The organism is Plantimonas leprariae (genome assembly GCF_008802405.1).
In the GTDB taxonomy this organism is placed as follows: Bacteria; Pseudomonadota; Alphaproteobacteria; order Rhizobiales; family Rhizobiaceae; genus Plantimonas; species Plantimonas leprariae.
This window is the reverse complement of record NZ_VZDO01000009.1, coordinates 1-24,329: the sequence shown is the minus strand read 5'-3', so window position 1 is coordinate 24,329 and position 24,329 is coordinate 1. Positions and strand designations below refer to the sequence as shown.

Below are 24,329 nucleotides of genomic sequence, written 5' to 3'. Positions count from 1 at the left end.
CTTGCTGGAACGGCCCGGTCCTTGCCCAGGACACAGCCGAACTGCGACAGCTTCGGTCTCGATGTCTGGAGACGGTGCAGGCGGCGCTTTTCGAGCGTATGGAAGCCGATGCGACGATCTCGTCCCGTTCTCTCGGTCTGGGTCCGCCCCGGTCTTTCCGGCGACCATCGCACTCGGAAGCGATCCGAACGGAGCCGCACGGTCGGTGACGCGGCTATGCCGGGCCGGGCGAATCGGACAGTCTGGCGTCCGGTCTGCAATCGAGCCCCATCGCCATGCGCGCCTTCGAGTTCCTGACCCGTACGGCTTTCGCGATCGCGGCCCTCGTGCTGATGGGCTTCGCGCTCGGGCTGATCGTCTATGCGGTGGGGGGCGTATGGGGGAGCGTCGGCTTTCGCGATCGGGACGTGGGTGACGCCCTGCTCGAGGCGGTCAGCTATACGGTGATCGCCATCGCCGTCTTCGACGTCGGCAAGTACCTGCTCGAGGAGGAGGCGATCCGCGGCCGCGAGATGCGCAATCCCGGCGAAGCACGGCGCAGCCTGACGAAGTTCATCTCGACGATCGTCATCGCGGTTCTCTTGGAATCCATCGTCACGGTGTTCGAAGCCGGCAAGGAAAGCGCGCCGCAGATGCTCTACCCGACGTTCCTCCTGTTCGTCGGCGTTCTTCTGCTCGTCGGTCTCGGCGTCTACCAGCGCCTGTCCGTCAGCGCCGAAAGGCAAGCCGCGGATCCGCCGGACGAGGACGGCAAAGCAGGGTCGGACAGCGAAGGCGCGTCGTCACTGACGGACAGATCGAACTGATCGCTTCGGCGTCATGCCCGAAAGCACGACCGGGTGAACGGCGGCCTCGAGGGAGTTCCGCCGCTCGCCCGATGCCGCGATCTTTCTCATGCGCGTCGAAACTCTATCTCGCAAAGGACTGGTGAGTATTTCGTGGCGCTTACGTGAGAGCGGGCATGAGGCTTCTCGGTTCTGATCGGCACGACCGTTGGGTGGCGATCAGGTCGCTGCTATCCGTCGGCGCCGTGGTCGGCGTGATCGCGCTGCTGTTCGTCGGCGCCGGCGGTGTCGACGTGGCAGCCGACAAACCGCATAGCTGGCTGACCTATCGCGTGCTGCATTTCGCCTTCGGGCAGAGCGTCGGCGTCCGAGCGAGCAGCATCGTCCCGCCGGACGACCTGGATTCGGCGGCTCGCATCCGCCTCGGCGCGCAGCAGTTCCACCTCGTCTGCTCGAACTGTCACGGCGGTCCCGGGATCGGCCAATCGCCGCTCGCCTTATCGATGGAGCCGCGACCCCAGAGCCTACCGTCGGTGGTCGGCCAGTTCTCGGACGCCGAACTGTTCTGGATCCTGCAGCACGGCGTCAAGTTCAGTGCCATGCCGGCATGGTCGACGAAGACTCGCGACGACGAGGTCTGGTCGACCGTCGCCTTCGTGCGCAAACTGCCGACGATGACCGCGGCGGAATATCTCGCACTGACGGCGCCGCCGGAGGCCGATCCCGGGATCCCGTCCGCCGTGCCGCCGTTCTCCGCCCCCGACGCGTTGCGGCCCGCCGACACCGCCCGCAACGTTCCCTACCAGGCGCCGAACGAATATCTCTACGCCGTGCCCGCGCTGGGCTTTGGCGACCGCACCGCCATGGCGAACCCGCTGGCGTTGTGCGGCCGTTGCCACGGCGCGGACGGCACCGGCATGATCGCCGGCGGTGAGGCACCCAACCTCGTCATCCAGGACCCGGAATACATTCGCGCGTCGCTGGAAGCCTATGCGACGGGCGGCCGGCGGAGCGGCTACATGCAGCCGATCGCCGCGCAGCTCTCCGACCACCAGATCGCCGCGCTCGCCGACTGGTATGCCGCTCTGCCGGACAAGTCATCCGGGACTGTGCCTGCAAATCCGGAAGTCGAGGCGCGTGGGCGGAAGATCGCGACCGAAGGTTTGTCCACCGTTGCGCTGCCCGCCTGCGCGACGTGCCACGAAGGCGAGGTCCGCGCGAGGATCGGTGCGCCGCGGCTCGAAGGCCAGTCGGCCGTCTTCCTCCGACGCCAGCTCACGGCCATGCGCGACCGCAATCGCGGCTCGACCCGCTTCTGGAACCCGATGCCGGCCGTCGCCGGCCACCTGACGGACGCCGACATCGAAGCCCTCGCCGTCCACTACGCGTCGCAGCCGCCGGCAGGGGCGGCGACTTCGCCATCCCTGGCTGCGCGATCCGCCATCGGCGGGGATCCGGCGAAGGGCGAGCAGATGTTCGGCGCGATCTGCGCGCGCTGCCACACGCCGGCGGCGCTTGGCGACGAAGCGGGCGACATTCCCAATCTCACGCTGCAGCTTCCCCGCTACGTGGCCTCGGCGCTGCGCGCCTATCGAAGCAACGAGCGGCAGAACACGCGGATGCACCTCGTTGCGCAGGACCTCGATGACGACGAGATCGAGGCGCTCGCTGCCTATGTCGGTGGCCTGCCGCCGCGGCCGGCCCGGCTATCGCCGGTGGTGGGCACGCCGGAGCGCGGCGAGGCGATCGCGCATGACGGTATCCCGGACCGCAAGCTGCCCGGTTGCCTGACTTGCCACGAGGCAGGCATGACGGCGGCCCTCCCTCTGATCCCGCGCCTCGACGGCCAGAATGCCGAGTACCTTCGCAAGAAGCTCGACTATTTCGCCGGTCCGCAGGCCAGTCAGCTCAGCCTGCTCAACCCGATGCCCGCGATCGCGCGCAACCTGACGGAGACCGAACGAGCCGATCTCGCTGCCTATTTCGCCGCCGGCCGGCCGTTCAGCAAGCAGACGGAGGCGAACTGAGCGCGAGACCCGCGTTCGCAGAAGGGAGGATCATCGTTTCGTCGCGCAGGGCACACCCAAGCCGGATCGACATTCAGGCTTTTCAGGCAGGCTCAGGGCTGATTCATCCAGTTCTGTGCGGGAGCACCAAGTTGGTGATGGCAGCCAGGCGGTATGAGTTGAGCGAGGTTTATGGGTTCGAATCGCGCCGTTGCGGCCAGGCAAAGCGGGGGATCCGGGCCGGACGGGATCGAACAACCGGTTGTTTCTGAACGGATGTTTGTGGGTGCTGCGGTCAGGGTGTGCATCGGTGCTATCTGCGGGAGCGCTATGGCCGGTGGAAGACGTTGCCCCGACGCTTCAGCTGCTGGTGCCCTACCGGGGTGCGGGAACGTGTGTTCGAGGCGATTAGCGCTGGCAGGAACAACCAGTATCCGATGACAGCAAGATCGTTCGCGTCCACCCGCGGGCCGCCTCTTAAAAGGGTCAAGGATCAGGCACTGGGCGGGCTCACCGCCAAGATTTGCATGCTGTTCGACGCGCTGACGCGACCACCGAGACCGGAACCGCGGTAAGCGTTCCACGCGATGGCCGAAGCATTCAAACGCCCGCTCGCCAACATCCCAACCGCGATTCCAACGGGATCGACCAAGGTTTCCAACGTTGGGTATTGACAGTCGCCGCCGACTTCGTGGTCGCTTACGACATCTCACCAATGCCAGCAGGACCAAGTGATTGGTTGGTCGGAGTGGCAGGATTTGAACCTGCGACCCCCTCGTCCCGAACGAGGTGCGCTACCAGACTGCGCTACACTCCGCCTTCTGCGGTGGCGGCCTTATAGCGGGCGGCAGCGCCGCTCGCAAGCCGGTTTCCGCCGCACCATTGCACCGCTGCGCGCAGCATCGCCGGCTGCTGCGACGACGCGTTGCGCGCGCAAACCGCAATCGCTATAGAACGCCCCGTCCACCCGGATATGTTGGGGCGTCGCCAAGCGGTAAGGCAGCGGTTTTTGGTACCGCCATTCCCAGGTTCGAATCCTGGCGCCCCAGCCAACAGAGATTTCATCAAAAAAACAAATAGTTATGGTTTGGCCGGAACAGACGACCGGAACAGTTGTCCGTCGTGGAGATCCGGCTCGATTCGTTGTGTCGCCTGCTTAAGGACCTTGGGGGCCATAGGGTTCGCAACTCACGACGGAAGCGGACTTCACGAGCCTGGTCACGGCTGCATTTCGAATCGAGATCGATACCCCGGCTTGCGTCTAGGTCGCTCGTTTCAAGGGAGTCGGCCAATCCTCCGACCGAATGGAACCAGTTGGTGAGTTACGAGTCCTTAACCATGACTCCGTCGCCATCTCGAAAGCTGCGTTGTCGAGGCTTGCGTTGGTTCTTGCTTTGGACTACAGGGATTGAATGGCTGAAACGCTCGCAGACTTCTTGACTAAACGCCGCCGCGAAATCGAGAACGAGGCGTCGATCCTGAATGCGCAACTCGATAAGCTGGATGAGGAGCGCCGCCAGCTTTCGTCCGCTGCGAAGGCGTCAGGCCTCGCCCATATTTTCCTCGCCCGAAACGATCAAGCGAGCGAGGAGGAGGCGGTCGTCAACGCAGCGAAGCGGTCCGGGAAGGTCGCGTCGGTTCGGACGATCAAAGAGGCTGCGGTCGAGATTTTGGAGGGGCATCCCGAGGGATTGACGGCGCTGGAGATCCTCGACGCGATCAACGATCGGTTCGGGTTCGAGTATCCTCGCACAAGCCTTAGCCCGCAACTGAGCCGGTTGCGTGGTGAAAATCGGCTAGTTCGCGAGGGAATGATTTGGCGGCTTGCCGACAAGCCGGCGGAAGGCGAGGCGGCTGCGGGTGAGGAACTCGAAGAGCACGAGGCCGAACTCCGTAAGGAGATCAACAACGCTTTTGGTTGACCGCGAGCGGTTCGAGCCGATTCGCTAAAATTCGAGGAACTATAGGGGAAACGGATTGTGAATGTTGCGCCGGGTGGTCGAGCGCATTACAAAGGAACACCGAGCGGACGGGCGTCTTACCAAGGTCCACCCGTCCATTCGGCAGCTCGCGACAGCGTCGTCCCTTCCATAAGGACGTAGTTACCCCCTCCACCAGGGTAGCAACCCGCACAGTCGCACACATGACGCGGCACACTGGATGCAAGCCCGGTGTGCCGAGTTTATTATAATCACCTGCTGTAATCACGCAAGAAGTATGTGCAGCGCATCGTCAGGCGCATCGAATTGACGAGCCGTATGGACTTGCAAATGATGCAAGCCGGTGTGGCGAGTTGACGACTACCGCAGGTTCGCCGCGGCCCTCGTCATCTGGTCGTGAAGCCAGCGTTCGCCGTCGTTCGGCTTTGCGACATGCGTGGCGCTCGAAGGGTTCCGATCGCGAAACTCGTCTACAAGATCGTAGAGAGCCTGGCGGATCGCCGGGAGCTGGTCCTCGAAAGTGTCGATCCACCGCGGCGTCGGCTTTTCTTCGACCAACTGGATACGGTCGAAAGACGCCATCGGCGCCCGTCCCGTGATAAGCGGCTCGACTGCCTTCGGGAGGATGCCATGCCGTCCGAGAGTTTCGACAACTGCCGCGGCGTCGGTCGCGCCGTGATCCACGAGGTTCGAAACAAGCGTCCCGTAATCGAGGGCGTCGAGGTAGTGGTAAGCCATAACCGGCTGTTCCTTCTGTATGGTGTGCAATGTCGCTATAGCGGCGACGAAGCCGGATGCGATTGGAATCGTCAGGCGGCCAGGGAGAGGGTTTCGAGGTCGTTCAAGTCTTCGAGGTCCACGTCGAGGCCGAGCATCACGGCGGCCGCTACGCGCTCCCGGTCCACGACGAGCGCGTGATCCGGCATGTTCGTGGTCGCGGCGGCCACGATCGTCTCGATCGCGGTCCAAAAGTCGTTCCGGGTCATGATCTTCGGCACTGTCGCTTTCCCCTCGCGAAGCATTTACTCGCAAATTATCTCGCGGAACCGAAGTTGTATCCAGTGAGTTGTTGGCGGTTGCGAAAGGTTCAGGGCAGTAAGTCATAAATGAATTATCGATTATTGCTGCGGGACGGTGCTGGATCTTCGAGATCTCGTTCTCCCGCCAAGCCTCGAACATAGCCTTGGCGCCGTCGTTCACCTTCTTGGTGGCGGCGATGATGCCGCCCTTGATCTTGCGCTGGGTGTAGCTGGCCGACTTCGAGGCGTAGCCCGGGAGCCAGCCTTCATCCGGGGTGCGGAACCGGGAGAAATCAACCTGGCGGTCGCCGCGGCGCTTCTGCTTCCAGTTCAGGCCGCCGGCAGCGCGGAGGGCGGCCTCGACAAGCTCGGCCTCGTGGAGCTCGAAGCCGGCGAGGCCGTGCAGGTGCTCGCGGTCCTTCCCGCTGGCGGTGCGGATCTCGACGACAAAGGCGAACGGGATCTCGCGGCCCGGGAACCGGATGGAGAGCTCGCGGGTGATCCGGTCGCGCATGTGGGCAGCGAAGGACGGAGCCGCCCGTGCGGCGGCACGGGTTGCGGCGTCGAGCTCGAGGGAGAACGGATAGAACGTGCCCTGGGACGCGAGGAAGTCGTGCGCGGCCAGTGCGCGACCCTCGACGCCGAGATCGCGCCAGCGGGGCAGGGAGCGGCGTTCCGGAGCATCGGATAGGAGATCGCCGCCGGCGCGGGTCCCGTGCTTGAACCGTGCGGCCTCGACGAACTCGCGCCTCGCTTCGTTCTCCCGCTTGGCCTTCACCTTCTTGGTGAGCGGCTCCTGCCTGGTCTTTCTCGTGGTGCTGAGAGGGGAAGGGGAAAGGGGAGCGGCCTTACATACAGGCGCGGCGTTCAGAGGGTCCTTTTTCGGCGCCGATCGGGAGGCCGGGAAGCCCTGCGCCGCCTGAGTTTCAGGGGTCCGCGAGGGTGCATTCGGGAGCGGAGCGCCGTTCGGCGTTTTGCCATTTTCGGGCGCGGCGACGAACTGGTCGAGGAACTCGTCGAGCTCGGCGAGCTGGCGCGCGGTGGCGCCAGTGATCGGAATGGTTGGGGAGGGGAAGTCCATCAAAGTCACACAGGCAGGGGAAACGGGAGCGCGGTCGGACTCGTCGGCCCGCCGTCGTTTTTTCGTGCTGTGTGCTTAGCTCCAGTATAGACGATCGAGACCCGAACCGCATCCAAATTATTTTCGGGCTGGTCGACGATTTCTTTCTCAAATCGCGATCAATCCGCTATAATGGCGGGCAGTTATCCTAGCAGGGGTAGCTTTTCTGTGTGCTATGGGCGACGGTTGCCTTCTTACCGTCGCCCTTTTTTTGCCTGCTTACCTTCCGTTTCTGAAAATTCCCCCTGGCGACATGGCGCGTTGCAGCTCGGACTGCACAACGGCGCGCATTTGGTCGTTGACGGCGCGCGCCGTCTTCTTCGCGAGCTCGTCGTTCTGTGCCGGGGTGCCGCCGTTGGCGTTCACGGTGACGCTCGACGCGATGTTGATCGGCGACGAGCCCGCGACGCCGACGGCGAGGTTCGGGGCCGAGACCGGGCGCGGCGTCACGAGGCCGCCCGCGGCGAAAGCCGGCATTCTGGCGCCGCCGTTGATCGCCTCGAGGAGGGCGCGGTGCTTGCTCGTCGCCTTCGCGTTCACGACGAACTCGCCGTTGCTGAGGCGGGCCGGGATGCTGTCGCTCGTGCCAGTGCCCGGGCCGTGGACGTGGCCGCCCTCGGCGAAGCCGAGAAACTTCCCGATGGTGCCGATGAAGCCGAGCCCGCCGCCGGCGCCGCCGCCCGTGGCGCCCTTGAAGGCGTTGGTGAACAACTGGTCGACGGCCATGTCGATAAGCTGGTCGGCGATGTTGCCGAGCACGGAAGCGAAAGCCTCGCCGGCATCCTTGCCCGCGAGGAGATCCTTGACGAGGCTCGAGGTCGCGTCCCGGGCGATGCCGCGGAACTGTTCGGCCGTGCGCTGCGCCTGTTCCTGGGACTCGGCGAGGCGCTGCGCGGCGACTTCGGACTCGGCCATGCCGCGGGCGAGCTCGTGGAACTGGTCGCGCATCTGCGGTGTGAGCGTCAGGCCGGCGGCCGACGCCTGGTTCAAAAGGTCGAGCTCGTGCCGCATGGTGGCCGCCTGGAGAGCGGACTTCCCAACGGTCGCGGCCTCGTTGTTCTGCGCGGCGACGTATTCCGTCGAGCTGGCGACGATCTCCTGATAGCTCTTGGCGAGCTCGTCCTTCTTGTCGATCGCCACCTGGGTGTTCTCGTCGCGTCCCGGCATGGTCGGCTGCGTCACGTTGAGCGCCGTGTTGATCGTGTCGTCGGGCACGTTGGCGAGCGAGGTCCATTCCTTGCGGAGGCCGCCGAGATCGTTGCCACGACGCCGGAGGAGCTGTTGAGCAAGCCGATCCTGCATCTCGGGACTGAACAGCTCGTCGCCCTTGAGGTTCAGCTCCTTCATGAGGCGGTCGAGGGTCTGGCCGGTGATCTGGTAACGGCCGAGCGCCGAGCTGTTCCACTTGTTCTTCGGGTTCGCCAGCATGGAACGCTGGAGGTCGCGGATTTCCTTCAAGCTCATGCCGACGAGGTTCCGATCGCCGCCGGTCAGGAGGCCGTAGCCGAGCGTTTCGTTGTAGCCGCGGCCCTTGTCGGTGCCCTCGGTGTGCCCGATGAGGTCGAGCATGCCCTTCTTCGCCACGTCGCGCGTCAAGCCGGCGTTGTAGCGATCGAGGGAGCGGAGATCGCCCTTCTCGGCGATGCGGCCGCTTCCCGCGGTCGCCAGGGTGCTAAGCGTGCCGGCGGCGGTGTCTGCCGCCTGGCCGAGCCGGTCGATCTTCCCGCCGGCGTCGCCGGTCTGATCGCCGAGCTGCGCCAAGGCGGCGTCGATCTTGTCGATCTCCTTCTGCGACTGCGCGACCTGGCGCTGTGCGGGCGTGTCGAAAAGGCCGCCGTAGCGGCCGATCGACTTCTGCGCGGCGTCGCGCTGGCGGACGGCGAGCTCGCGGTTCTCGAGGAGCGTGGCGCGGCGCTGGTCCTGCACCTTGTTGAAGGTGTCGATGAAGCGGGCGAGTTCTTCAACGGCGCTGATGATCGCGCCCTTGAGCCGGGTCGAAACCGTCGTCGCCAAGAGGTTGAACTTCTTGTCGATCTCGTCGGCCTTGGCGATCATCTTGTCGTCGAGCACGAGGCCGAGATCGTTGGCGTCGCGGATCATCTGCTTGATGTTCGCCGAGCCGCGGTCGACGAGCTCGACGAACCGCTCGCCACCTTCGCCGCCGAAGATCTCGTCGGCGATACGGATGCGGGAGGCCCGGTTCAGCTTCTCCATCTTCCCGATGATCTCGGTGAACAGGGCGGACGGATCTTTCAGCTTGTCGCGTAGCTCCGCGGCCGTGAAGCCGAGGCGCTTGAACGACTCGGCGGCCGAGCCGGAGCCGGTCATCAGATACTCGTCGGCGCGGAGGGAGAGCTCCTTCATACCGTCGACGATCGCGTCGACAGGGATGCGGGTCTGCGTCGCGACGAAGGACAACTCCTGAAACGCCTTGGTCGAGAGGCCGGCGCGCTTCGCCTGGTCGCCGATCTCGGCGACGGACTTGGCGAGCTCGCGGGCGGCCGCCACGGCGCCGCCGAAGCCGATCGCGGCGACGCCGGCGAGGCCGCCCTTCAAGCTGGAGCCGATCCGCTCGCCGACCTTGGCGAACGACGACTCGAGCTTGGCCGCCGACTTCGCGGCATCCTGTTCCATGCGGTTGAACGACTTCGCCGCGGTCTTCGCGGCGCGGTCCATGTTGCGCTCGAAGTCCTTGATCTTCGCCTCGAGGCGGATCGCGAGTTCCTGTTCGTCGGTGCGGGCCATCGGTGTCCTAGAAGAATGCGAGGTCGGTGAGGTCGCCGGACCGTTCGGCCGACGAGTAGATCGAGGTCGGGGTGTCGTTCGCGGCCGCACGGGCGACGGCCATCCATGTCGCCACGGCGCCGTCGATCCGGTCGGTCGACTTGCCCTTGTGCATGGTCCGGTTTCCGGCGCTGTCGGTGTGGATCGCGACGTTCCCGAAGCACCATTTGAGAACGGGGTGGCCGCCGTGGCGGAACTTGCCGGCGACGATCGCGCGCTCGAGCACGTTCAAGGCCGGCGACTGCGTGACCCAGCCTTGGCGCATGGTCGCGACGGGGAAGCCGTCATCCAAAAGCGGCGCCGTGACAGGCTGGGAATATGCGATGTCGAAATTCATTTCCCGCACGTCGTAGATCTCGGCGAGCTCGCGGATCTTCGCCTCGACGGCGCGGTAGTCGATCGCCTCGCCAGGCGTCGGGATGAGGAAGCCCTGTTCGGCCCAAAGCGGATAGGGAACGCCGTCGCGCTCGCCGCGGGCGCGGAGCTGGTCGCCCGGGCAAAAGAAGTGCGGGAGCACGAGGAAGCCATCGGGATCGTCCGGGTCGTGGAACGCGGCGACGACGGCGGTGAGGTCGGTGGTGGTCGACATGTCGACGCCGAGCCAGCACGGGGCGCCGCGGAGCGCCTCGAGGTCGATCGGCGCCTGGCCGCGATCATAGACGGCCATGTCGACGAAGGGGCTCGTCGAGTTGTCGAGCCAGATATTGAGCTTGAGCTGGCGGAAGCTGTCGCGCTCGGTCGGGCTGCGCTCGGCGCGCTTGGCATGGCGCCGCATGCCGTCGAGGCTCGGGTAGCCGTGCGCCAGGCCTGGGTTGACGCGGTGCCAAAGGGCTTCATCCTGCCAATCGGCGTCCCGGTCGGCCTCGAACAGGATCGGCAGGATCGAGGCGTCGTCGACTTCGCCGCGCGCGACCTTGCGGGCGTCCTCGATGACGCGCCAGGCGATGTTCTCCTGACCTTTGCCGGCGGTGGTCGCGATCACGAGGAGGCCATTGTCGGTCTTCTCGAGGCCGGTGGTGAGGGCTTCATAGAGCTCGCCGCCCTGCCAGATGTGGATCTCGTCGGCGAGCACAAAGCCCGGGGTGCGGCCGTGCTGGCGCTTGCCGTCGCTCGAGACGATCTCGAGGAACGTCCCGTCGCGCTCGAGCACGATCTTCTTGGCGCTGTTGTGCGCGTCGTAGATCGTCGTGGCGGCCGTGAGGCGTCGGTCCTCGCGGACGATGTTGGCCGCCTCGCGGAAGCCGATCCCGGCCTGGGTGCGGTCGCCGGCGGCGAAGATCGCCTCGCCGCCCGGGACGCGCTCGGGGCCGATCGTATGCAGGAGCGCCAGCGCGGCCGCCAAGCTCGACTTACGGTTGCCTCGGGGTAGAAGAAGCACGACGGTCTTGACGATCCGGTCGCCGTTCGGGTGGCGCGGGCCGTAGATCCGCCGGACGATCCGCTCCTGCCACGGGTCGAGCGTGAAGGCGCGGCCGGGCGCCGAGCTCTTGGGGTGCTTGAGGAGCCGGAGGAACCGCACGGCGCGCTCGCCGTAGCCGAACGGGTCGGCGATCTCGGACTTGTCGTGTATCCACGAAGGGAAGGCCGAGCTCGTCATAGGTCGAGCGGGTTCGGCTCGTCGTCGAGCGCCGGCGCCTGCATGCCGGTGCGGCTGCGCGCGTAGGGCGTGAGGCCGAGCTCGGCGGCGAACAGGCGGGCCGTCTTGAGGGCGGCGTCCTGGGTCGTGACGGCCGGGTGACGCTTCGGGCCGGACGCGGCGATGTAGGTGGCGCCCTCGCGCCGGATCGTCGCCTCGGCCTCGCGGACGCGGCCGATCGCCGTGGCGTAGCCCTCGAGCGTGGCGAGATCCGCGGTCGTCAGGACGCCGCGCTCGACGAGCACGGGCGCGACGCGCTTCCATTCGGCCTTCGCGTCCTTCGACAACCACGCCGGCGGCTTCGGCACGTGCGTCAGCACGTGCGAGCCGGCCGAGATCTGGTCGGGCTTGCGACCCTTCACGGCTTCGCCTCGACGCGGAGCTCGAGGCCGTCGCGGCGGCCGAGCTCCTTCATGCCGACGATGTTGAACGACTGGCCGTTGTAGATCACGTGATCGTCGAGGCGCACGTCGTCGCGCCAGCGGATGCGGAACACGACGACGGTGCTCGAGGCCTCGACGTTGCCGGCGAGGATCTCGTCGGTCGACGCGGTGATGAGCTGCGCCCATACCGTCACGACGGGCGAGGACGTGCGGGAGGTCGTGCCGTAGGCGTCGACGAGCTCGAGCTCGCGTTCGATCCTGACGCGGCGGTCGAGGTTGCCGGCCTTCATTGCACGGCCTCGACGAGGGCTTCGACGGACACGACGGCGTGTCCCGCCTCGTGGTCGGGGTCGCGCAAGTAGCGGACGCCGGAGATCTCGAAGTCGATCATGCGGAAGCCGTCGATCGCCGGAGCGGTCGCCAAGGCGCCGGCGACGGCGGCCGCCACGGTCTTAGCGCCGGCGAGGCCTTCGCCGTGCGTGAACACGTGCAAGTCGGCGTAGGTCCGCACGTGCCGGCGAGCGTAGGTGACGCGCTCGAGCACGGTCTGGCCGTCGCCGATGAGGATCGACGGGAAGCTTTCGGGGCGCACGAAGCCGTCGCGGATCTGCGCCTGGTCGACGAGCGCGACCACGGCCGGGGTGGCGACGAGGCGGGCGCGGATCGCGCGCTGGAGCTCGAGGGAAGGCTCGATCATGCCTTCCCCCACGTGTCGCGCACGGCCTTGCCGATCGCCCGCTTAATCCGGGCCTGGATCTGCTTCTTGTTGAGGCGCCAGGCCGGGAAAAAGAAGGGTTGCGCGGCCGCCTGCGTGGTGCCGTGCTCGACGTGAACGGCGTAGAACGCGGGGCCGCCGCCGGCGACGACGAGGAGCTCGAGCTCGTGCTCGCCGGCCTCGACGCGGATCGAGTCCTTCAACGTGCCGTCGTCGGTCGGGACAAGGTGACGGGCGGCCGCGACGAGCTGGTCGGCTCCCTGGTCGAGCGACGGCTTCACGGCGTCCCGCGCGGCGCGCGACACGGCGGCGAACCGGGCGTTCAGGCGGGCGAGCTGGTCGGAGCTGCGCGCCATTAGCCGAACGTCCAGTTGCGGAACGGGTCGAGAAGCCGGAGCGCCTCGACGGGCGCGGCGTCGGCCTCGCGGTTCTCATAGAGCTCGGCCGCGATCTTGAGGATCGCCTCGTCGCGCACGGGGCCGGTGCGGCTCGTGCCGGTGTAGGCGCGCGCCATCGCGGTCGCGGCCGCGAGCTTGGCCTCGAGAAGGGTGTCCTCGGACGTGTCGTCGGCGTCGAGTCGAAGGTGGAGCTTGAGGGCGGAAAGGTCGGTCACTGAAAAAATCCCAATTCGGGGAGCTCTTGTTTCGAGGGAGACTCGCCGGTCAGGGCGCCAAGGGCCGAGCTTCGACTCTCCCCCGGGGCCTGCGTCGGTGCGAAGGCCGAGCCGATCGCCGCCTCGAGGGTCATGCCACGGTCGAGGCGACCATGAAGGATACGGGAACTGACGCCGGCGAGCTTGGCCCACTCTTTGATCGGCATGGTCTGGCCGAACGCTGTGTGCAGCTTGGCGGCTTTCGGGTTCAGCTCGCCGGAGAGCTCGGCGTTGAGGGCGTCCTCAATGCTGTAGCCACGGTCGAGGCGGCCGCGGATCGTGCGCGCTGGGATGCCAACCTTGGCGGCCCATCCGGTGATCGACAACGAACAGCCATTGAAGTCGTAGCGGCGGCCGTAGGGCCTGCGCTCGGGACGCTGCGTCGTCGGCCGATCCGACGTTTCATTCCGCCGGAACTGGAGGGCTTCCTCGAGCGTCAGGCCGCGGCCCATCCGCATCCGCAACGTCGAGAGCTTCACGCCGAACTCGTCGGCCCATGCCTGCGTCGACTGCCACCGGCCGAACGCCTGTCGCCCGGTCGGCGGCAAGGTGTTGGCGGGCCGTTCGGTGCGGGGAATGAATTTGAGGGGTTCCCGCGGCTGGAAAGCGAGCACCCTGGCGCGGTCCTCGGCGCGCTTCTGCGCGGCATAGGCGAGGGCGCGCTCAAGGGCGCGACTGCTTTCCTGCTTGAACTCGAAGGCGTCGATCTCCTGGGGCGTCATCGTCATACCGCCAGGGTGAAACACTGGCGGAACGTCGCCGAGATCTTGAAGAAGCCGCCGGAGATCCGTTCCTCGGACCACTTCTCGCACGTGTAGCGGGTCGGGCTGGCCTCGTCGTCGAGCTTGAACCAAAACGGCTGGTAGCCGCCGCGCTCGCGGAAGAAGGCGATGATCGGATCGCGCTCGGACTTGTATAGAGCGTCCCAGGTCATTTCGCGCACGTTGCGAATGTGGTTGAGGCCGGCCGCGGTGGCTTGAGTGTAGCCGTCGCCGAAGTCCGCTTTAAGGATCTTGATCTCGGGCGTGTCGGTGATGCCTACAGTTGGCTCGACGGCCGGGTCGAAGGTGGGAAGGGTCATGCGGTCGGCTTCTTCTCGACCGCCTGGAGCGGGCCGTCGTGACAGGGTTTGCAGGCGGGTTGCCAGTTCGAGCGGCGCCAGAACAATTTCTGGTCGCCGCGGTGCGGGGTGACGTGATGCACGACGGTCGCGGGTGCGCCGCAGCGGGCGTAACGCGGGTTCGCGCGGAGGTATTCGACGCGGGCGGCCTGCCACTTCGAGCCGTAGCCGCGTGCGTTAGCTGACGGACGCTTCTCGTCGTGCCGCGCTTTCCGCGCATGGTCGGCTTTGACCTGGCACGGGCAACGCGTCGTCGACGGGACGCGGTGGCCGCATCCGCAGACGCGGGGCGGCTTAGTCGGCATCGTCGCGCCTGGTGCCGCCGAGCGCCTCGAACGCCATGCGGGTCCGGTCGGCGATCGGGAGCGCGGCCCGGGTCTTCTCCTGGTCGCGTTTCTTACGGTCGTCGGGCGAGGCGTGCGCCTCGGTGCGGAACTCCATCGCGACGATGATCTCGCCCGGGGTGGCGTTCCATGTCGCGTCGGGCGTCCATCGCAGGATGCCGGTCGCGAAGGCGAACAGGGACTCGTAGAACGCGATCGGCGCCGCGGGCTTCGAGTTCGGATCTGCCGGCCGGGGTTCGTCCTTCGCGTCAGGATCGGCGCCGAGAAGGCCGCCGACTAGCTCGAATGCGATCGGCTGGAGCACGACAAGGCATGCCGCCAGGGATTGATCGGAGACGAACAGCAAGTCGGAGAGCGAGCCGGTGAAGCCGCATTCGACGAGGACGCGGCCGATCGTCGAGAGGTTGCCCTCGCCGATCCCGCGAAAGACCGGCGAGAGGCTGCCGAACTCGTCGACGAGGGCGAACGCGGCCCGCATCGTCGGCCGCAGGACGGCCGTTTCCTTGCCGACTTTGAGCCGGATCGGTGCTGCGAGCCGCGACACGGTGCGAGGCCCTTACGTCAGCGATGCCGCGATCTCGAGGGGCTTGTCGGTCAAGCTGATCTCGAGGTTCTGCATGATGATGTTGTTCGGGCCGCCGAACTCGAGCTCGTTCGAGAGGATCACGCCGGAGACGTAGATCGTCGTCGGCTTGCCGTTCGTGCCGGTCGGCCGGTCGGGCAGAACGACCTTGAAGGCGTTCGGCTTGCCACCCTCGAAGCCGGCGCGGATGAGCGCCTGGCCGGCGTCGAAGCTGTCGCGCGCCACCTTCAAGCTGAGCTTGCCGGCATCGCGGACGCCGGCGCGCTTGATGCGGCGACCGGAGCCGTAGAGCTCGACGGCGACTTCCTCGCGGGTGTCGCCGAAGTTGCCAATGTCGGCGATCGAGCCGACGAGGGTCCACGTCAGGGCCTCGAACTCGGTCTTGCTCTTGGCGGTCGACTCGCCCGCCACATAGACGAGCGTGTCGGTGGAGGTGGTGATGTTCTCGTTTGCCACGGTGCCGCCCTCCCTTACGCTGCGACCTTGAGCTTCACGAAGCCCGCAGGGTCGAGCACGTCGGCGCCGACACGCTTTGCGCGCGTGGATGCGGACCTGGCCCTTACCGGCGAGCGTGAAGGGGTCGCGGAGCGTCGCGAGGCCGACGCGATCGACGATCCGGTAGCCGGCGAGGTCGCCGAACAGGATCGGGGACTTGCCGGCGCCGACGTCGTCCATGTCGGGCGCCTCGACGATCGGACGGCCGAGAAGCTGCGTCCCGCCGCCGTTCACGACGTCGAGGATGAAGGGATAGCCGTTGCCGTCCTTCCATTTCCGCAGCTCGCCGAGCGTCTTGTTGTTCATGACCCAGACGCCGGCGCGCGCGTAGGCGGACGGCAGGGCGTGGAACATGCCGATCAACACGTCGATCGGGTTCACGGTCGGGAAGCTGTCCGCAACGCCGGTCTTCACTTCGGCGATGCCCGCCGCGGTCATCAGGCCGGTCGGCTGGAAATTCACGGCGCCCGTGCCCTTCACGAAGGCGAGGCCCTCGGTCTTGCCGAAGCTCTTGGCGAAGTCGGTGGCGAGGAAGCCTTCGAGGTTGTAGGCGTTGTCCTCGAGCAACTGCGTCGAGAGGTCCGTGAACGTCGCCAGCTCGAAGGGCTTGATCGCGACCTGCTCGAACGCCGGCTGGGAGCCGGTGCGGTCGGCCGTCTCGTCGACCCAGGTGGCCGCCACGCTGGCGGTCTGGCGCGGGAACTTCACGGACTCGGCGCCGATCGTCATCACGGACGCGTAGGCGCGGATCGGCGAGAACTCGACGAGCTTGGTAAGGATCGACGCGGCGAGGGCTTCGGGCGCCAGGTAGCCGCCGGAAGCGTCGTTCGCGACCGTCATGCTCTTGAGCTCGTCGGCCGTCATCGCCGGCTGGCCGCGGCGAAGGTAGGCGTCGAACGCCTTGGTTTCGATCGACGCCTCGACGGCCTCGCCGGTGATGATCGCCGGACGGTTCAGCTTCGCGGTGAGCTTGGCGAGCTGGTCGGCCGACTTGGTTTCGACCGCCGCGATACGGTCGGCGAGCTTCTTCTCGATTTCCTCGAGGCCCTTGAGCACGAGGGCGTCGGCCTCGTCGCCTTCGGCGCTCTTGAGTTCGATGGCGTTGTCGAACGCCTTCTGATTGAAGTGCATGCTGGTCCTATGATCCTTTTCGATTAGAGGCGGGCCGCGGCCCTGTTCAGGAGGTCCGCGAGCGCAAAGGCGCGGGCGGCATTCTTCGCGCTCGTCACGCGGGCGCCGGGATGGGCCGGGATGGTGACGAGCGAGATCTCGACGAGCTCGAGGCTCGAAATCGTGCGGCCGACGGTGCGGCCGTTGCTGACGCGGGGCGCCGCCTTCTTGGTCGAGAAGCCGATCGAGAGGCCGCCGAGCGTGCCGGCGGCGACGAGGGCGCGCACTTCACGGGCGCGCGGCACGTCGTCGACGAGAAGGCGGCCTTTCACGGCCAGGCCCTCGGCGGTTTCCTGGACGTGCGTCCAGACGCCAACGGGGTCGTTCGGGTTGTGACCGAACAGCATCGGGACCGGGAGCGCGGCGTCGGCAAAGGCGCCCTTCTCGATCATGTCGCCGACGCGATCCGGGGTGCCGAACGGCCAGGCGAGGCCGGTAATTTCGCCGGCGTCGTCGGCCGAGACCGCGGCCTTGAACTCGAGGGCCTGCGTCATGCGCCGCCGCCGCTGATCGAGACGAGCGCCGACGCGCCGGTCATCGTGAGGATGACGACGCGCCACCACGCGACGGCTGGTTCCCGCACACCAAATCCGGCGCCGGGGTCCGAGAGGTTTTTCGTGAATACGCCGTTTTCGTCAGAGCCATGATCAGGCGCAGACCACGGCACCCAGTTCGGCGCGTCGGTTTCCGGATTGAGGGTCGAACGCTCCAAGCGCCAAGTGAAGCTCGTCTCGGGGCCGGTGATCTGCGTAAAAGCATAGTCGGACAGCTTTACGCCGGGCGTGGCGCCCGGGCCGGTCATCTGGAAATGCTCGACGGTCGCGAAATTGGTGAAGCGCGCGACCCTCATGCGAATTCTCCCGCAACGTCGTCGGCCGGGAGCTGCGCGCCAAAGTAGAGCTCGGTCAGCACGTCGACGGCGATGGTGAGGGTCTTCTCGAGCGGCTGCATCGGCAGGTAGGCGGTGACGAGCGCCGCGGCTTCCTGCGGATCGAGGCCGCCGCCGACGAGCGCCAGGCGAAGGGTTTCGGTGAGGTCGGCGAGCCGGTAGCTCGAACCCATGACGCGCCGTGAGAGCTCGCCGATACCGGCGTCGCGGCTGCGCTCGAGCTCGAGGATCTGCGGGAGCTCGAGGCGGAAGTCGTGTTCGGCATTGCCGAAGAAGGCGCGATGCGGGATCATGCGGCGGCCTGTTCCTTTTTGGTTTCGGTGGTCGAAGGCGCGGCATTGCCGGCCGTGGTGAAGGGGCTGTCGAGCCGGTCGCCATCCGCATGCGCCGGAAGGCCTAGCTCGCGGCGCGCGTCGTTCGCGGTCATCACGCCGGCGGCCCGGAGCTTGGCGATCCGGTCGGTCCTGGCAGCCGTGTCGACGGCGACGAGGGCGTCGGTGTCGAACTCGATCGAGGCGCCGTCCTCGTCGCCGAGAAGGGCGCGGCCGAGCTCGCCGGCGAAGGTCGAGAGCCAGGGCGCCAGCGTGAAGGTGACGAACTGGCGGCCCTGCTGCTCGGTGTTGGCAAAGGTGCCGTTCGACAGCTCGAACAGCATGGTTGCCGGGACGCCGAAGGCCCGGGCGATCTCGACAATCTGCTCGCGGCGCATCTCAAGGAACTGCGCGTCGACGCTGGAAAAGGTGAAGGGCGTGAACTTGCCGCCGCCGTGCAGGAGCGCGGTCTTCCCGGCGTTGCCGCCGCCCTCGTGCGCCGCGCGCCAGCCGGTGCCGATCCGCTTGAGATCTTCCTCGCCCATCTTGTCGGCGAACTCGATCACGCCAGAGGGGCGAGCCGAGACGCCGAACAGCTTGGCGGCGCGGGCTTCCATCGTGATCGCGAGCGCAATGGCCTCGCGGGCGAGCTGGATCGGAGAAACGCCGGTCACGCCGTCGAAGCTGACGGGCGCCGGAATGTGGATCACGTCGCGCGGGTCGAGGATGCGGCCGCCGGCGGCGTTCAGCCGGTAGAGCACTTCGCCGGTGGTCGGCTCGATCTGGATGCCGATCGCGGACGGCTCGAGCCGCAGGATCTCGACGACACGGCCGTCGACGCGGTTGGCGAAGGCGAAGCCGTTCCCGTGGAGGAGGGCGTCCATCGCGAGGCGCTCGCGGAGCTTGCCGGCCGAAAGCCGATCGTTCGCGGCGCGGGCGATAAGGCCGAACGCCGGGTGGTCGACGAGGATCTCCTTCGAGCCGGAGTCGCTGCGCACGATGCGGGCCGGTAGCGAGCCGATCGACGAGGCGATGAGGTTGACGGCCAAAGCAACGGCCGGGACGCGCATGGCCGACTGCGAGGACACGACGACGCTGGAGATCGTCGTCGGCGTGAGGAAACCTTCGAGGCCCCAAGCATCGTAGGGCACAACGGCGCTCTTTGTCTCGACGGGCGAGAACATACGCGCGACCGATGCCTTGATGCTGGAGAAATCCACGAGAAATCCAAGTTTCTAAATTGGATATATTGTCTTATGGGGGAATCTAACGAGCAATAGATCATAAATGACTTACCACGATTTTCTTAGTCGTTTGACAGTTCCCTGACGATTATTTTTGAACTGCAAGGTGATCGAGCGTCAAACCTGGGTAGGCAATCGCTTCCACGAGCTCGACGCGCTGCTTGAGCATACCTTCGGGAAGCATGCCGTAGCGCCCGGTCATGGTCGCCTTGGTGTGTCCCAAGATGAAACCGAACTGTTCGTCGAGGAAGCCCGCCCGCCTGAGAGCGTCGGCGGCGCCGTGGCGGAAGGAGTAGGCCGAGAAGCCGCGGCCATCCTTGAGGCCGAGCTTCGTCAGGTAGGGGCCGAACGACTTCGAGAACTCGGCGATCATCTGGCCGCGCGAGTTGCGCTTCGCTTCGGGGAACAGGCGGTCATGGCCTTCGGCCTTCATGCGGGCATGGTGATCGAGGAGGCCGAGCCGGATGAGTTCGGAATGGATCGGCACGACGCGCATGCTGCCGCTGGTTTTCACCTGCTTGTCGCCGTCGCCTTCGGTGGTGATGTGCAAGATCCAATGACCATGCTGTTCGCGCACGTCGGCGAGGGCGAGCTGCGCGATCTCGCCTGGGCGGGCGCCGCTGAACAACATGATGAGCGGCACCCAAAAGCGGTGGTCGCGCACCATGACGTTGCCCGGCTTCGCGACGGCGCTCCATGAGTCGCCGCTTCGGCATCCAGTGAACAGCGGGGAGGCGAACAGGGTCGCGAGCTGGTCGGTGTTGAAGGGGAACGTCGACCGCTCCTTCTTCTTCGCCAGCGACATTCCCTCGACGGGATTGGCCTCGAGGTAGCCGTGCGCGACGAGCCATGCCGCGAATGAACCGAGACCGGCGAGGTAGCGGTTGACGGTGCGGGCGGTGATGACGGGCTTGCCGATCGCGTCGTTTGCCCGGACAGCTTGAGCGAGCGTCATACCGGCGAAGGCTTTCGTCTCCTGCCACTTCACAGGCGCGCGCACGAGGAGCGCCTTCCACTCGCGCACGGCGCGCTTGTCGATCCGGCGGGCCGGCGCCGAGCGGCCGAGCGTTTCGGCGAACGTGCCAACGTCCCGACGCGCCTGGTTCAGCGTATCGGTGGCGATGCCTTTCGGGTTCTCGCGGGCGTAGATCTCGAACAGCTCCATGATGCCCTCGCCAGGCTCGGCGCGCTCACGCGAGCCGCCGGCGGCCGGCTTCACGATCGGGTCGCGCGGCGCCTCGCCGTAGTCGCCCCGGTCGCGTTCGAGGGTCCGCTCAAGGCCCTCGATCTCGGCGCGCATCATGCGGCGCGCAATCTCGTTCCACTGGCCGCCCTTGCGCTCGACGAGGAGCTTGTGGTCCTCGACGTAGGCGTCGACTTCATGCGCGACGAGTGCCGTCTCGCCGAGCGGAAGGTGCTTGCGGAGATCCGCGAGCTTCGCGCGTCGGAGCTCGGCGTCGAGCTCGCCCGCCTTCTGCATCACTTGAACCTCTAGGGTCGCGTCGAGGATCTCGAGCGGATCGGCGCTGGCGATCTCGCCGCGCTCGACCCGGGCGCGCACGGTGGCGATCGCTTGGTCGATCTCGTCTCGGCCCGGGCGTCGGCGTCGGGCGTCTTCGTCGCGGTCGAGGGTGCCGCTGTAGTGCCGCCACGTGGCGTCCGCCATGTCGGCGGTGGTGATCGTGCGCCGGGACCGCACGTCGTCGCATTCGGCTTGCCAAGCCTGAACCATCGGCCAGAGGCGCCGCTTGGCCTCGGCCTCGTCCTTCGTCCTGAGCGACTTCTTCTTCGTCGTCGTGCCGTAGTGCGCGACGAGATCGAGGGGCACGTCGACGCGGAAATAATAGGTGCCGTCCCGTCGCTCGAGATAGCTGATCTTCGACATTCCCACGCCCGCCCGTCACACCAAACCGGAACACTCGACCGGAACAGTTATGTTCGGGAAAGGCGAGAAAAAGCAATAGGTTCTAAGATTTCAAAGCCTTGATTTCGACGGGATTATGTTCCTGGCGCCCCAGGCACGCAGTCGGCCGAATATGGGCTTATTCGCTGACTTCCGGAGAACATGTCGTCGCGTCCGCGGCTTAGCGGAGTTCGGGCTGGATTCTCTGCCGTCTCGGGGGCGCGGTTTTGCGGCCCAACGGGCCGAGCTAGCGATGCAGTTCTTCGGCTGACGGTTTTGCCAGCATGGCGTGATGTGGTCTCGCATCGGCAATGATGCGGTGCGGCGGGAGCCGGCACAGCTGCTCAGCTCTGGGTTGCCATGTGATCCCCCTCGGCATCCCGGCCGTTGCAAGCATTGCTGCATCGTGCGGTGTGGAGGCCTGACAGGGGCGGCGCCACGGCCTGGCAGCTGCTGGGCTTGCGTCGGTAGCGGCGCCGGAGCCCCGCCATGAACGCCCTCGCCTGCAAGATCGCCGCCGTTCCATCCCAGCCGCTCGAGCCGGGCGTCGCCAGCAACGATGCGGCGGCTTCCACCACCAAGGTCGTAGCCGAGCGCGGCCCCTCGAAGTCGGCGACGGTGCTGAAGCTCCTGCGCCGGAAGCGCAGCGCCTCCTTGCCGGAGTTGCAGGCGGCAACCGGCCGGCAGGCGCCCTCGCTGCGCGGCTTCCTTTCCGGCACGATGCGCAAACGCCTGCAGTTCGCGCTTGCCGCCGAGCTCGGGTCCGACGGCGTGCGGCGCTACCGGATCGAGGGCGGCACCGCGCCGGCGGACACTGCGTCCGATGGCGGTGACGTGTCCGCTCCGGCCGCCCCTGGCAACGTCGGTTGATCGCCGTCATGGTTTATCCGAGAACAACCGAGGTCGATGCGATGCTTCGCGTCGACCCAGAAAGCCTGCCGGCCCTTACCATGGCCGAGATGCGCCGGGAGTGGCGGATCTGCTACCGCTGCGGAGTCCCGCGCAACCTGAGCCGGCAGATCCCGGTCCAGGCGATTACCTACCGCCTGCAGGAGAGGGAACACGGCGGCCTGTCGCCCGCCGCCGAGGTGCGGCTGGCCAATCCGCCAGAGCGCGATGCGGATGCAGCGTCGGGGTCGGCTGAAAAAGTGCCACGGCTGCGGGTACGCCGCAGCGTGAAGGCGGGAACGCGTTTCTTTGGCGAATGGGAGGGGCGGACCTATGAGGTCGTGCGCCAGGCGGACGGCACCTACCGCCATGGTGGCGTCAGCTACCGATCGCTGTCTGAGATCGTCCGCCTCATCACCGGCACGCGCTGGTCGGGTCCCCGCGGTATGGGCTGCCATGCCTGCTTCCTCCAGCGTCTTAGCCATCATGGCGGCGATCACGGGGTCGTCTTCCACGACCAGGATCATCGGTTGATTTCGGCTGGATCTGCGAACTGGAAGCATGGTGGCGCGCCCCGGATCGGTATGAAGTATGGACATGTGCGGTCGCCGCGTGGTTCCGGTCAATTCGCGGCGAGGCGCGGCAGGCGAAGGCGGATGACGAGGCCGTGCGGGGCGCGATCGCAAAGTTCGAGAGTTCCGTCATGCGCCTTGACGATGTCGGACACGATCGACAGTCCGAGGTCGAAGTCTTTTTGCGTGCTCGGTCCGCGCGAAGCGTCAAGCTTGAAGAAGGGCTCGAGCACGAGCGAGCGTTTATCCGGCGGGATGCAGGGCCGGAAGCGGACTGCGCCCCAGCGGCTACCGTTGCGGTCGCCGGAGCCTGCCTGCGGCAGGTGGACTGCCAAGCTCGATTACGCTTGCGGGAGTTCGAACCCGGTCGCCTACAGAGCCGCCACGGCGGCGTCCTGGTCCTGCTGGTAGATGCCGCCGGAAATGCTGATGCCACCGACCAGGCGGCCCTGTGCAGGAGCGGGTAGCCGCCGTCGACCGGCATCATGCGCGGCAAATTGGCGAGCGGCGCGACCTTTGGGTCGGCGACATAGTCGTTCCAGACGTGGGTCGGGTAGCCGTAGGACCCTGCCGTCCACGCCTTGTTGATCGCGCGTCGGCGGTAGGAAGACGGCTCCGTCGCTTCGCGTGAACCCCTTCAGCGCCCCGCCGGCATCGACCACGGCCACGGCCGCCTCGAAGCCCAGACCGGCCGCGGCTTCGAACGCGGCTTTCAGAAGGGCGTCCGAGGCCGTCCTGGAGACGGTGGCAGTGGCAGCGACATCGGTCGACTGGGTGTTCATGGTGTGGACTTCCGGCTGGTTGAGAAAGCGGGGGGTGGGAAGGAGGAGGTCTTCAGCCCCACCCTTCCAGGACCACCTTGCAGCGCGTGGCAGCGCTCTCGATCATGGCGTGCGCGCGCTTCAGGTTGGCGGCGTCGATCGGCGACAGGCGCTCGGTCAGCGTGGTCCGCAGTTGTCCGGCATCGACGAGCCTCTCCACCTCGGCCAGGAGCCGGCCCTGTTCGCCGATGTCCGCTGTGTTGAAGATCGGGCGGCTGAACATCAGTTCCCAATAGAGCGACACCGACTTCCGCTTGAAGGGCATCGCGTCGAGGGTCGCTGGATCGTCGATCAGGGCGAAGCGGCCCTGCGGCGCGATCAGTTCGACGATGTCGCCGAAGTGGCGGTCGGTATGGGTCGTCGAGAACACGAAGGCCGGCGCGCCGATACCGAGTTCCTCGATTTGGTGCGACAGCGGCTGGCTATGGTCGACCACGTGATGCGCGCCCATGCCGCGAGCCCAATCCTGTGTCTCGCGGCGCGAGGCGGTGGCGATCACCGCGAGATCGGTAAGCTGCCGGGCAAGCTGAGTCGCGATCGAACCGACGCCGCCCACGCCGCCGATCATCACGAGCGCATTGGCCGCTCCCGGCACGGCCTTGCGGACGTCGAGCCGATCGAACAGCGCTTCCCAGGCGGTGATCGCCGTCAGCGGCAGCGCCGCGGACTCGGCCCAGTCGAGGCTCTTCGGCTTCGCTCCGACGATCCGCTCGTCCACCAGATGCAGTTCGGAGTTGGTGCCGTCGCGTGCGATGGAGCCGGCGTAGAAGACCTCGTCGCCGGGTCGGAAGGACGTGACCCCGGGCCCGACGGCCCTGACCACGCCCGAAGCGTCCCAGCCGAGGGTCCGCCAGCCCTCGCCCGTGCGTGCGGAGCTTTGGCTGTTCGGCGACGGGCGTGCGGCGATGCTGCTCAGCTTCGACGACACCGCGAACCGGCTGGCGGCCGC

The 24,329-nt window shown here is 66.6% G+C and carries 24 protein-coding genes, 2 tRNA genes and 1 pseudogene; 6 read left to right on the top strand and 21 right to left on the bottom strand.

Annotated features, from left to right (window positions below; all coding sequences use genetic code 11):
* Positions 1 to 275: 275 nt before the first annotated feature.
* Both F6X38_RS11950 and F6X38_RS11945 read left to right on the top strand, forming a co-directional pair.
* A complete protein-coding gene (locus F6X38_RS11950; protein WP_150970057.1) occupies positions 276 to 806 on the top strand; it encodes a GNAT family acetyltransferase in 531 nt (176 codons plus the stop codon).
* Positions 807 to 997: 191 nt separating this feature from the next.
* Complete coding sequence (locus F6X38_RS11945; protein ID WP_161992732.1) at positions 998 to 2,812, top strand: c-type cytochrome; 1,815 nt, start codon at positions 998 to 1,000, stop codon at positions 2,810 to 2,812.
* A 719-nt stretch (positions 2,813 to 3,531) separates the two neighbouring features.
* Here the strand turns inward: F6X38_RS11945 and F6X38_RS11935 are convergent.
* Positions 3,532 to 3,608: transfer RNA gene (locus F6X38_RS11935), tRNA-Pro, on the bottom strand.
* A gap of 160 nt (positions 3,609 to 3,768) precedes the next feature.
* On the opposite strand from F6X38_RS11935, the gene F6X38_RS11930 reads away from it, so the two are divergent.
* Both F6X38_RS11930 and F6X38_RS11925 read left to right on the top strand, forming a co-directional pair.
* Positions 3,769 to 3,843 (top strand) — tRNA-Gln (locus tag F6X38_RS11930).
* 360 nt (positions 3,844 to 4,203) lie between these two features.
* Positions 4,204 to 4,713 (top strand): hypothetical protein, encoded by a 510-nt coding sequence (locus F6X38_RS11925; protein ID WP_150970055.1) that lies wholly within the window; start codon positions 4,204 to 4,206, stop codon positions 4,711 to 4,713.
* A 378-nt stretch (positions 4,714 to 5,091) separates the two neighbouring features.
* On the opposite strand, the gene F6X38_RS11920 is transcribed toward F6X38_RS11925, so the two are convergent.
* The 17 genes from F6X38_RS11920 to F6X38_RS11835 all read right to left on the bottom strand — a co-directional run bounded on the left by F6X38_RS11920 (position 5,092) and on the right by F6X38_RS11835 (position 21,081).
* On the bottom strand, positions 5,092 to 6,831 hold the full coding sequence (locus F6X38_RS11920; protein ID WP_150970054.1) for a hypothetical protein: 1,740 nt from the start codon (positions 6,829 to 6,831) through the stop codon (positions 5,092 to 5,094).
* A 258-nt stretch (positions 6,832 to 7,089) separates the two neighbouring features.
* A complete protein-coding gene (locus F6X38_RS23690) occupies positions 7,090 to 9,615 on the bottom strand; it encodes a phage tail tape measure protein (RefSeq protein ID WP_150970053.1) in 2,526 nt (841 codons plus the stop codon).
* Between the two features lie 7 nt (positions 9,616 to 9,622).
* A complete protein-coding gene (locus F6X38_RS11910) occupies positions 9,623 to 11,251 on the bottom strand; it encodes a terminase large subunit (RefSeq protein WP_150970052.1) in 1,629 nt (542 codons plus the stop codon).
* Positions 11,248 to 11,652 (bottom strand): phage terminase small subunit P27 family, encoded by a 405-nt coding sequence (locus F6X38_RS11905; protein WP_150970051.1) that lies wholly within the window; start codon positions 11,650 to 11,652, stop codon positions 11,248 to 11,250. The genes F6X38_RS11910 and F6X38_RS11905 overlap by 4 nt, the downstream gene beginning before the upstream one ends.
* Positions 11,649 to 11,963 (bottom strand): phage head closure protein, encoded by a 315-nt coding sequence (locus F6X38_RS11900; RefSeq protein ID WP_150970050.1) that lies wholly within the window; start codon positions 11,961 to 11,963, stop codon positions 11,649 to 11,651. The genes F6X38_RS11905 and F6X38_RS11900 overlap by 4 nt, the downstream gene beginning before the upstream one ends.
* Entirely contained in the window at positions 11,960 to 12,370 is a 411-nt protein-coding gene (gene gp17 / locus F6X38_RS11895) for a tail completion protein gp17 (protein ID WP_150970049.1), read from the bottom strand. Before gp17 ends, F6X38_RS11900 begins: the two co-directional genes overlap by 4 nt.
* Positions 12,367 to 12,744: an HK97-gp10 family putative phage morphogenesis protein gene (locus tag F6X38_RS11890; protein WP_150970048.1), complete on the bottom strand. Its 378-nt coding sequence runs from the start codon at positions 12,742 to 12,744 to the stop codon at positions 12,367 to 12,369. Before F6X38_RS11890 ends, gp17 begins: the two co-directional genes overlap by 4 nt.
* Positions 12,744 to 13,001: a head-tail connector protein gene (locus tag F6X38_RS23385; protein ID WP_161992731.1), complete on the bottom strand. Its 258-nt coding sequence runs from the start codon at positions 12,999 to 13,001 to the stop codon at positions 12,744 to 12,746. The genes F6X38_RS11890 and F6X38_RS23385 overlap by 1 nt, the downstream gene beginning before the upstream one ends.
* A complete protein-coding gene (locus F6X38_RS23380) occupies positions 12,998 to 13,768 on the bottom strand; it encodes a hypothetical protein (protein WP_161992730.1) in 771 nt (256 codons plus the stop codon). Before F6X38_RS23380 ends, F6X38_RS23385 begins: the two co-directional genes overlap by 4 nt.
* Positions 13,765 to 14,121, bottom strand: coding sequence for a phage tail protein (locus F6X38_RS11875; protein ID WP_150970045.1), 357 nt, complete (start codon positions 14,119 to 14,121; stop codon positions 13,765 to 13,767). The genes F6X38_RS23380 and F6X38_RS11875 overlap by 4 nt, the downstream gene beginning before the upstream one ends.
* A 333-nt stretch (positions 14,122 to 14,454) precedes the next feature.
* Positions 14,455 to 15,048, bottom strand: coding sequence for a phage tail assembly chaperone (locus F6X38_RS11865; protein WP_150970043.1), 594 nt, complete (start codon positions 15,046 to 15,048; stop codon positions 14,455 to 14,457).
* Positions 15,049 to 15,060: 12 nt separating this feature from the next.
* The gene (locus F6X38_RS11860; protein WP_150970042.1) at positions 15,061 to 16,713 is read right to left on the bottom strand and encodes a phage major capsid protein; all 1,653 of its coding nucleotides are present in this window, start codon (positions 16,711 to 16,713) and stop codon (positions 15,061 to 15,063) included.
* A 23-nt stretch (positions 16,714 to 16,736) separates the two neighbouring features.
* Entirely contained in the window at positions 16,737 to 17,246 is a 510-nt protein-coding gene (locus F6X38_RS11855; RefSeq protein ID WP_150970041.1) for an HK97 family phage prohead protease, read from the bottom strand.
* The gene (locus F6X38_RS11850) at positions 17,243 to 17,602 is read right to left on the bottom strand and encodes a hypothetical protein (RefSeq protein WP_150970040.1); all 360 of its coding nucleotides are present in this window, start codon (positions 17,600 to 17,602) and stop codon (positions 17,243 to 17,245) included. The genes F6X38_RS11855 and F6X38_RS11850 overlap by 4 nt, the downstream gene beginning before the upstream one ends.
* Entirely contained in the window at positions 17,599 to 17,934 is a 336-nt protein-coding gene (locus F6X38_RS11845) for a gene transfer agent family protein (RefSeq protein WP_150970039.1), read from the bottom strand. The genes F6X38_RS11850 and F6X38_RS11845 overlap by 4 nt, the downstream gene beginning before the upstream one ends.
* Positions 17,931 to 19,172, bottom strand: a complete 1,242-nt coding sequence (locus F6X38_RS11840) for a phage portal protein (RefSeq protein WP_150970038.1) — start codon at positions 19,170 to 19,172, stop codon at positions 17,931 to 17,933. The genes F6X38_RS11845 and F6X38_RS11840 overlap by 4 nt, the downstream gene beginning before the upstream one ends.
* 112 nt (positions 19,173 to 19,284) lie before the next feature.
* Positions 19,285 to 21,081, bottom strand: a complete 1,797-nt coding sequence (locus tag F6X38_RS11835; protein ID WP_150970037.1) for a DUF6538 domain-containing protein — start codon at positions 21,079 to 21,081, stop codon at positions 19,285 to 19,287.
* Positions 21,082 to 21,588: 507 nt separating this feature from the next.
* Between F6X38_RS11835 and F6X38_RS11830 the strand changes: the two genes are divergently transcribed.
* Together F6X38_RS11830 and F6X38_RS24290 are read left to right on the top strand one after the other, a co-directional pair.
* Positions 21,589 to 21,969 carry a DUF3489 domain-containing protein gene (locus tag F6X38_RS11830; protein WP_150970036.1) on the top strand — a complete coding sequence of 127 codons (381 nt, stop codon included), beginning with the start codon at positions 21,589 to 21,591 and terminating at the stop codon, positions 21,967 to 21,969.
* Between the two features lie 8 nt (positions 21,970 to 21,977).
* Positions 21,978 to 22,418 (top strand): annotated as a pseudogene (locus F6X38_RS24290) (DUF2924 domain-containing protein); the annotation flags it as partial.
* A gap of 191 nt (positions 22,419 to 22,609) precedes the next feature.
* On the opposite strand, the gene F6X38_RS23900 reads toward F6X38_RS24290, so the two are convergent.
* The 3 genes from F6X38_RS23900 to F6X38_RS11815 form a co-directional block, all read right to left on the bottom strand.
* A complete protein-coding gene (locus F6X38_RS23900) occupies positions 22,610 to 22,894 on the bottom strand; it encodes an ATP-binding protein (RefSeq protein WP_246191310.1) in 285 nt (94 codons plus the stop codon).
* Between the two features lie 36 nt (positions 22,895 to 22,930).
* Positions 22,931 to 23,341, bottom strand: coding sequence for a heme-binding protein (locus tag F6X38_RS11820; RefSeq protein WP_246191309.1), 411 nt, complete (start codon positions 23,339 to 23,341; stop codon positions 22,931 to 22,933).
* Between the two features lie 52 nt (positions 23,342 to 23,393).
* Positions 23,394 to 24,329, bottom strand: a 936-nt coding sequence (locus tag F6X38_RS11815; protein WP_150970034.1) for a zinc-binding alcohol dehydrogenase family protein, incomplete at its 5' end; no start/stop codon positions are given.